The 8,280-nt window shown below is 61.8% G+C and carries 5 protein-coding genes; 4 read left to right on the forward strand and 1 reads right to left on the reverse strand.

Translation table 11 applies throughout. The features are described from left to right. The first annotated feature begins 100 nt into the window (after positions 1-100). Positions 101-964 (forward strand): hypothetical protein, encoded by an 864-nt coding sequence (locus HK28_RS08780; protein WP_086644218.1) that lies wholly within the window; start codon positions 101-103, stop codon positions 962-964. Here HK28_RS08780 and HK28_RS08785 read toward each other — a convergent pair. After that, entirely contained in the window at positions 925-2,364 is a 1,440-nt protein-coding gene (locus HK28_RS08785; RefSeq protein ID WP_233140448.1) for an NCS1 family nucleobase:cation symporter-1, read from the reverse strand. The genes HK28_RS08780 and HK28_RS08785 overlap by 40 nt on opposite strands. A 379-nt stretch (positions 2,365-2,743) precedes the next feature. Between HK28_RS08785 and HK28_RS08790 the strand changes: the two genes are divergently transcribed. Genes HK28_RS08790 through HK28_RS08800 form a run of 3 tightly spaced genes read left to right on the forward strand, consistent with a single transcriptional unit; the run spans position 2,744 to position 7,956 of the window. After that, positions 2,744-3,913 carry a response regulator gene (locus HK28_RS08790; RefSeq protein ID WP_158093430.1) on the forward strand — a complete coding sequence of 390 codons (1,170 nt, stop codon included), beginning with the start codon at positions 2,744-2,746 and terminating at the stop codon, positions 3,911-3,913. After that, the gene (locus tag HK28_RS08795; RefSeq protein WP_233140449.1) at positions 3,903-5,936 is read left to right on the forward strand and encodes an ATP-binding protein; all 2,034 of its coding nucleotides are present in this window, start codon (positions 3,903-3,905) and stop codon (positions 5,934-5,936) included. Before HK28_RS08790 ends, HK28_RS08795 begins: the two co-directional genes overlap by 11 nt. Next, the gene (locus HK28_RS08800; protein ID WP_086644221.1) at positions 5,923-7,956 is read left to right on the forward strand and encodes a response regulator; all 2,034 of its coding nucleotides are present in this window, start codon (positions 5,923-5,925) and stop codon (positions 7,954-7,956) included. Before HK28_RS08795 ends, HK28_RS08800 begins: the two co-directional genes overlap by 14 nt. The last annotated feature ends 324 nt before the right edge of the window (positions 7,957-8,280 follow it).

Genomic DNA, 8,280 nt, shown 5'->3' on the forward strand with positions numbered 1-8,280 from the left:
TCAATATTGAGAGTATTGATCAATATTGAGAGTATTGATCAATATTGACACGTCTCTGTTGGTGCGTTGATACTGTTTTCGTCGAGCGACCGGCGGCGAAATGATCGCCCTGTCGCATCTGGAAGGCGCAAATTGCCGCGTCTCCGAGCCGGTGAGGGGAACACTGCACGATATGTCGCAAACAAATACACCTCCACGAAGCGCGCCCAGAGCGCATATGACGCTCCTTTCTCTCCAAGGGTATCCAGAGCAATTTTTTAGTCAGGCGGATATTCACGTCACAGCTGATGCGGAGGTCTCAGGACGTGCGACAGGGGGACTGTACGCCGCAACGGGTAGTTGGGATGCAGAAGCAGGCATACTGACGCTGGCGCTGAGCAGCAGCGGCGATCCCAACGGACCTAGTGCCTACTATTACTTTCCCTACGTGACCGCGGGGTCGGTGGGAGCGGAAGGAGCGCTTGGAATAGGTTATGTCGACGTTCCATCGGACGCGCCAACTGGCACACTGGTTATTACCACTGGTCTGACCGGATGCGCGGTGCGTGTATTTCGAAACGTTGAGAATACGCTTCGTTTTTATCATGATGCGAACGGAATAAGCGTTCCCAAGCTTGGTGGATATTTTGGCGACCTGGCATTCGATGCGCCTTATCAGGCGAATACGGATTTGAAGGATGTAGGGGCGAAAGGAAGATACAAGGAGAAAAAATTCAGCAGCCCGTATTCGACCGGAAACGGCGGTCAGGTCGCCTCAGACAGAGCGAATGTGGGTGGAAAACCGTGTTTTTATTCGTACAGTATCGTGTTTGTCAAAGAAGAAAAATCCTGGAAAGCTTACGCCAGTTGTGTCTTGAGGGATAACCTCAGGGCCTTTGAAGCGGTACCGACTTTTTTGAGAAAACTTCTGGGTGAGTTTCCTGTTCAGGCCCCAGCAGGTCGTCCCCGCGCCAGCACGATGTAAACTCCGCCTCCCACGGCGACGCCCACAAACCACGACAACGCACTGACGGGCGCCAGCGCCGGTATAACGAACCCGCTCGCGGCGACCGCCCCGCCGATCAGCATGGCGGTCACGCCACCGTGCCCCCAGCCGCGTGCGCCAGCGTAACGGCCGTCGCGGCGGTATAGATCGTCCACGGCGATGTTCTGCCGCCGCACGACGTAGTAATCCGCCAGCATGACGCCCGTGACAGGGCCGAGCAGGGACGAGATGATGGTGAGGATACGGTAGATTCCGTCCGCACGGTCGAACCAAAGCCACGGAACGAACAGCACGCCCAGCGCGAGGACGAGCCGCCCTGCTTTGGTGAAATCCAGACGGCGCGGCGCGAGGTTTATCAGATCGTAGGCGGCGGGCATGATGTTGGCGACGACGTTCACAGAGAGCGTCGCCAGCACGATCGTCAATCCCCCAAGCACCGTGATCACGGGGTGATTCAGGGTCAGCAGCAACTCAACCGGGTTCCAGATCGGACGCCCGAACATCAGAATGGTGGCGGACGTGGTGATGATGCCCATTGGCGTGAAAATCAGCGCCGTAAGGGGCAGTCCAATGGCCTGCCCGACGACCTGATCGCGCTGCGAGCGGACGAAGCGGGACAGGTCCGGAATGTTGACGGCGAACGTCGCCCACATGCCGATCATGCCGGTTACGCCAAGTGCGAAGGCATTCCAGAAGGCCAGTCCATGCAGTTTCGAAGGCTGGGAGAATAGTGGCCCTAGACCATGTCCGACCCGAAGCGCCCAGATCGTCGCCGCCAGACCAGCGAGAATGACCAACGGCCCTGCGATCAGTTCGAAGTTACGGATTCGATGAACGCCGTGACTGGTGATCCAGCCGTGCAACGCCCAGACCACTGCCATCCCAAGCCATGTTTTGATCTGCATACCGAGAAACGCGAAGGTCCATCCGGCCCATGTCGCGCTGAGCGTGGACATGATCGCGTCGACGGCTTGCGCTGCGGCGTAAGACTGCACGGAAAACCAGAACACGGCGCAGAACCCGCGTAGCAGGACAGGCAGTTGCGCGCCGGTCGGCCCGAAGGATGATCGGATGAGGACGCAGAACGGTATGCCGTATTTCGTTCCCGGTCGGGCGTTGAACCACATGGCGAGAAACAGAACGCCGTAGGCCACGGCGACAACGCCCAGGCTCTGCCAGGCGGAGAAGCCCAGCGCCATCAGGCCGGAGGCGGCTTCGTAGACCACGATGTTGTGGACCATCCCCATCCAGACGGTCGCCATATTGATCCAGGACCAGTCGCGTTTTCCGGGGGGAACGGGTAGCAGGTCCGCATTGGCGAGATCGGGGTCGAAACCGTCCGGCAGGGGGGCAGGTGACATCTGGCTGGGATGAGACATGGACCCTCGCGGCTGACAGCCCGAGGCTGTCGATCATATTTTACCAGTCGATGTTATTGCGGAGCCGCACAGAATGAAACCGCCCTGCGGTCCCGGTCTTTGTGCGTCGTGGGAAGCGGTGCTGGAGCCCCCGCAATGCGCGAGACCGCGACGATGAAACAGGGTACACGCAGTTGCGAACAGCGGCGGAGGGTAATCCGTCGTATCTTTTGCGTTTCGTAAGGAGCGCATGGGCGCAAGCCGCCTGAAGGCCCGACGGAGATATGCCAATGACTCAGGAGATTCTCCGCATCCCGCAGATGCGCCCGCGGTTGGTCACAGCTTTGCGGCCGTTGATGCGTCGTCGCTGGCTGGTCGCGTTCACAGGCCGTGCATCCGCATGACTGCCGCTTCGCCACCTGCAGCGTCGTCGCGCGTCGTCCTGCCGTCCATGCGTGTCCTTCTGGTCGACGACGACGCCTCCGTCCGCGCGAGGCTGCAGGATTTTCTGGCGAGCATCGAAGGAGGGGGCGTTTCGTGTCGGGATGTTGCCGGGGCTGAGGACGCCTTCTCCCTGCTGGAAACTACTGCGTTTGATGTGGTCGTGATGCGCGCCGACCTGCCGGGAATGAGCGGATTGCAGGCGACGCGGCGGATCATGGCGTCTCGTCCTGTGCCGATTGTGGTCACGATCGCGCCAGATTCGTCATCTCTCGACCTTGCCTTCGAAAGCCTTCGGTCAGGAGCCCTGGCGCTGGTTCCGCGCATTGGTGGGGAGAGTGTCGGCGGGTCGGGCTTGGAGGGCTCGAGCGGCGTTGAGGAGGCGGTGGCTTGGGAATTGCTGGGGGCCGCGTTGGCGCTTGCCTGCAAGGCCTCCAGAGGTTCGGGAGATGTGTCTCGATCCGACGTTAGGGGAGCGGCTGACGGCAGCAAGCTAAATGCTGTGCGCAGAACAGATTCTGCTCCTGCGAAGGTGATGGCGTTACTTGCAGGCGGCGGCGCGCTGGGTTCCGCGCTCCGTATGCTGGAGAGCGCTGGCGACGCGCGTCCGCCGACGCTGTTTCTGACATCGGTCGCGGCGCCGTTCCTTGATGATTTCGTGGTCTGGCTCAATGGCGTGGCGCCGGGAGGGGCGGTGCGCGGGCGTGCGGGTCCGATCGCCACTGGGCCGGTACAGGTCGTCGTCGCGTCGGACGGATTTCGGGTTTCGGACTCCGGCGCGCTTGTGCCGATGCCCGTTCTGTCTGGCGCTTTAGGGACGTCGGCTCCGAGTTTACACGGCGCATCGTTCGATATGCTGTTGAGTTCAATGGCCGAGGCGCTTCGTTCCGATGCGATGGCTGTGCTTCTGGGGCAGGTCGAGGACGACGGCGCGCTTGGGCTTTTTGCCATTCGGCATGCCGGCGGGCAGGCGTACGAGGAGTCCCCTGCGCGGAACCGGTTTACGTCCGGTATCGCCGTTCGTATGGCGGCGGCGGAGGGAGTTGGGTCGGCGGAAGCATTGGGCGAACTGGCCTCCGCAGCCGCCCGCGTGTTGGTTTGTGAAATTGGTGACGATCATGAAGCATGAGGCGCCGCGTCTTCTGTTGGTCGAAAACGCCGCCACGCAGGGTCTGAGAATAGGCCCCATGCTTGAAGCTTACGGCTTCGAGATCGAGAGCGTGCAGAGCGGAGAGGCGGCTCTCGATAGTCTGGACACCTGGATTCCCTTGCTGGTCGTAACGGATTTTCGTTTGCCGGGAATGGATGGCGGCCAGATGGCGCGCCAGCTTCGGTTGAACGCGGCGACGCGCGCCGTGCCTGTTCTGATGTTGACAGATGGCCACGACCCGAAGCTGGAGCGAGAGGTGCTGCTGGCGGGGATTGACGCCTGCGTCCCGCGCTCGGCGGACACCAGTCTGCTCGCTTTTCGGATCAGAGCTCTCCTGCGCGAGCATCCGATGCCGCAAACGCCGTCGCGCGGGATGTTCCGACGCCCGGCGGTGGCGGTGGCTACGGGATCAGGTGGCGCTTTGATGGCGTGGGGACCGCCAGTTCTGCATGTGATGCGGGAATCTGTGGAGCGGTTGAATGCTTCGATGATGACTCTCGCCGGGAAGAGAGAACCTGGCGGCGACGCACCGCGCGCAGCCGATGGCGGTCCGAAGGGGGTGGATGACTCGACCGTGTATCCTTCCGCTGCCCTCGGCAGGCTTCCGGTGATCCGGTTGCTTCACGGGGACGGCATGGAGGCGATGGCGCTGGATAATGTCGCACTCGCGTCGCCGGACCTGTGGATCGACACGGTGGATTGCGTCATCGTCGATCTGACCTGTCCGGGTTTCGACGGCCTTGCGTTGTGCAGGAGTCTGGACGCGCGCCGAAACGCGCGTGTGGGCGGCGGCGCGCCCACACGGCTGTTGGGATTCGGTGGCGGGAACAGATCGGCGGGCGACCACGCCTCCGACGCGTATGCTGCGGGCGTAGACGATCTGGTAGGCTCGGACATAGACGTCGATTTCCTGCTTTTGCACGTGCGGGCATTGCTTCGTCGCAAGGTGCTGCAGGACGAAAGCCGTAGAAGCGAGGCGGAGCGCGCCGCGCGCGAGGCGGCCATGCAGGGCGCCCGCGCAAAGGCCGCGCTGGCCGAAGCGCTGGAGCAGGCGAACACGGAACTTGCCGCCGCCAACCGCAAGCTGATCGACGCGCAGACCAAACTGGTGCAATCGGCCAAGATGGCGTCACTGGGCGAACTCGTCGCGGGAATTGCGCACGAGTTCAATAACCCGCTGGCTTTCGTTTTGGCGCATGAGGATACTGTTGCGCGAAATCTGGAAAAAGCGATATCGGCGCTCGCACAGGACAATGCCGGGGAGGCGCGGGTTCTGCTGGACAAGAGCCGTGATCGACTGGGCGCGTCGTCGGTCGGGTTGGGGCGGATGCGCGATCTCGTGTCAAGTCTTCGGCATTTCTCGCGCCTTGATCAGGGTGTTTTCATGGATGTCAACATGCCTGAGGCTATAGGCACGGTGCTGTCGCTTCTTGGTCCCAAGTTAGGGGACGATATTGTCGTCGAATGCGCGTACGGCGCGCCTCCTGTATTGCGGTGCCAGACGGCGTTGGCGCATCAGGTGGTGATGAACGTGATCAGCAATGCGGTCGACGCATTTGAGGCGGAGGGCGGCGCGCATGGCGGCGCACCGCGTATCCGCATAGAGACGACGCTGTGCCCGGCGAATGGCGTCGTTGTGGCGGGAAGCGCCTCGCGCTTGACCCCTGACTGGGCTGGAGACGCTTACGTGATCACGGTCTGCGATAATGGGCCGGGCGTGCCGCCCTTCATGCGCGAACGCGTGTTCGAGCCTTTCTTCACCACGAAACCGGTCGGCGTCGGTACCGGACTTGGGCTCGCCACAGCCTATGGGGTGGTACAGGCCCATGGCGGCGGGATTGAGGTGGGAGTTTCGCCGGAGGGTGGCGCCTGCTTCACGATAGCAGTGCCTTACCGCGCCCCGGGATCGTTGGACGATGAGCCGCAGCAAGCCGTCACCGCGGCGCCGCGCGCGAACGAAGGCGAAACCGGAAGCATGGAGATTCGCCATGAACGGGCCTGACTCTCTGTTGCACAGTTTCGGGTATCAGGGTGAGGCCGTGCGCGAGCGCGTGCTGCTGGTGGACGACGAACCGGAGATTCTCGTCGCGCTCTCGGATCTGCTTGAGGAAGAGTTTGAGATCGTGCGATCAACGTCGGCGCGTGAGGCGCTGGCGTTGATCGCGGAGCGGAGTGACTTCGCCGTCATTGTCTCTGATCAGCGCATGCGCGACATGACAGGAGACGTCTTCCTGGCCGAGGCGCGGATGATGTCGGATGCGGCTGCAATCCTGCTGACCGGGTATGCGGATCTCGAAACGGTGGCGAGCGCGCTCAACCGGGGTTCGATCACGTTTTACGCCGCCAAGCCCTGGGAGCCTGATGCTTTACGGGCGATGGTGCGGGAAGCCGCCGCCGCCTGTCGCACGCGGCGGATGTTGGCGACAGAACGGGAAATCCTGCGGAGTCTTTTCGACAATCTTCCCGTCGGGCTTGCGTTCAAGGACGAAGATGGGCGTTTCACGCGTCTAAATGCGTTGGCGGCGCGGGCGTTGGGACGTTCGCAGAAAGAATGCCTTGGCCGCAGGGAAGAAGATTTTACGCCGTCTGGGGCCCCGGTCCTTGGCGACAAGACCAGTTCTGGCGACAGCGACGCGTCGGAACTGGTCGCTCGCCGCGACGCGTCTGGACGGCCGCGTTGGCACCGAGTCACCCGCGTGGCGTTGGGGGGCGGTCGCGCGGGGGCTCCAGCCGGTGACGACGGTGTGTCGGAAATTTCTGTTTTGATTGATCAAGACGTGACCGATCTGATGGAGATGGAGCGCCGGTTGCGGCAGGCTGACAAGATGCAGGCCATTGGCACGTTGGCGGGAGGCATCGCGCATGATTTCAACAACCTGCTGACCGCTATCTTGGGTTCTCTGGAACTGGTTTCCGACCTTTCGCCGGATCTGGACGCCCGGGCTGCGCGGTTGTTCGGCAATGCGATGGATGCTGCACGCCGTGGCGCGACGTTGACGCAGAAGTTGCTGGACTTCAGTCGTCCGCGGGATTTGGCGCGTCAATCAGTTGATGTTCCGAAACTTCTTGAGCGGATGCAGGGGTTGCTGACTCAGAGTGTCGGCGGCGGCGGGAGGCGCATGACGCCGGTTCATGTCGCCCCGGCGCCAGCAGGCCTTCCGGCGGCGTCGACCGATCCTGCGCTGCTTGAAGTGGCGCTGGTCAATCTGTGCCTTAATGCGCGGGATGCGCAGCCGAATGGCGGTGAAATCCTGATTTCGACGCGTGAGGCAGTGGTTCGCGCGCCGGAAGCGGGAATCGGTCACGCCTCTTCGAACTCCGCCGGTTCCGCCGTGACGGGGCAGGAGCCGCCCGAAACGCAGTCGGGTCAGCCGCTCGCGCCCGGCCGCTACGTGATCGTGACCGTGTCGGATCGTGGGGTCGGCATGTCGCCTGAGACGCAGACGCGGATATTCGAGCCATTTTTTACCACCAAGGCGGTGGGTGGCGGTATTGGTCTTGGCTTGTCGATGATCTACGGCTTCATGCAGCGCAATCAGGGCGGAGTGCGCGTCAACAGCGCGCCGGGGCAGGGTGCGGCCATAGAACTCTGGTTGCCTGCTGCGGAAATTTCGTCTGCTGGCGCCAATGGAGATACGGCGAAAGACGTGAGCGTCGGTCCGACGCGCGGCGGCGGACGAAGCGTGCTCGTCGTGGATGACGACGAAAGTGTTGCGTCTGTGACATCGAGTTTCCTGTCAAAGTCCGGTTTCGACGTTATCGAGTGCCACAGCGGGGCGGAAGCGATCGACCTGGCGACGCAGCGGCCCGAAATCGGCTTGGTGGTCATGGATTTGCTGATGCCGCAAATGAATGGAGACGAGTGTGCCAGACGCATCTCGGAAATCCGTCGCGATTTGAAGATTCTTTTCGTTACGGGGTTCGCGGATCGGGCGACATTGCCGACAGGCGCGACTGTTATAGCCAAGCCGTTCACCCGCGATGCGCTGCTGTCTGGGATCGATACGGTGCTCGCCGGGTGATGAGGAGCCATAGGGCAGATTTACCCTTTGCATGATGGCGGCTGAGGGGGCAGAAGGTCCGAGACGCCTCTCTCCAATTATCAAAATCGGAGACTGGAGCGCGGACTGTCTGACTATAGTCCCCATCATACGGTCTATTAAAAGCGTACGAATTTCTTACGAGCGCTCTTGATAGACGACGGCAGCCGAAATTGTGGACCACGTGGGCCCGATCGCGCCAGTCTCGAACCGCACGCGACGAGCCATGGTAGCCCAGCCAGGTCGGAGAAGAGAGAAGGCTCTCCTAGGTTCAGGACCTATTAATGTATTGAATTGAGCGAGAGG

Origin of the sequence: Acetobacter sp. DsW_063, assembly GCF_002153745.1 — a bacterium.
In the GTDB taxonomy this organism is placed as follows: Bacteria; Pseudomonadota; Alphaproteobacteria; order Acetobacterales; family Acetobacteraceae; genus Acetobacter.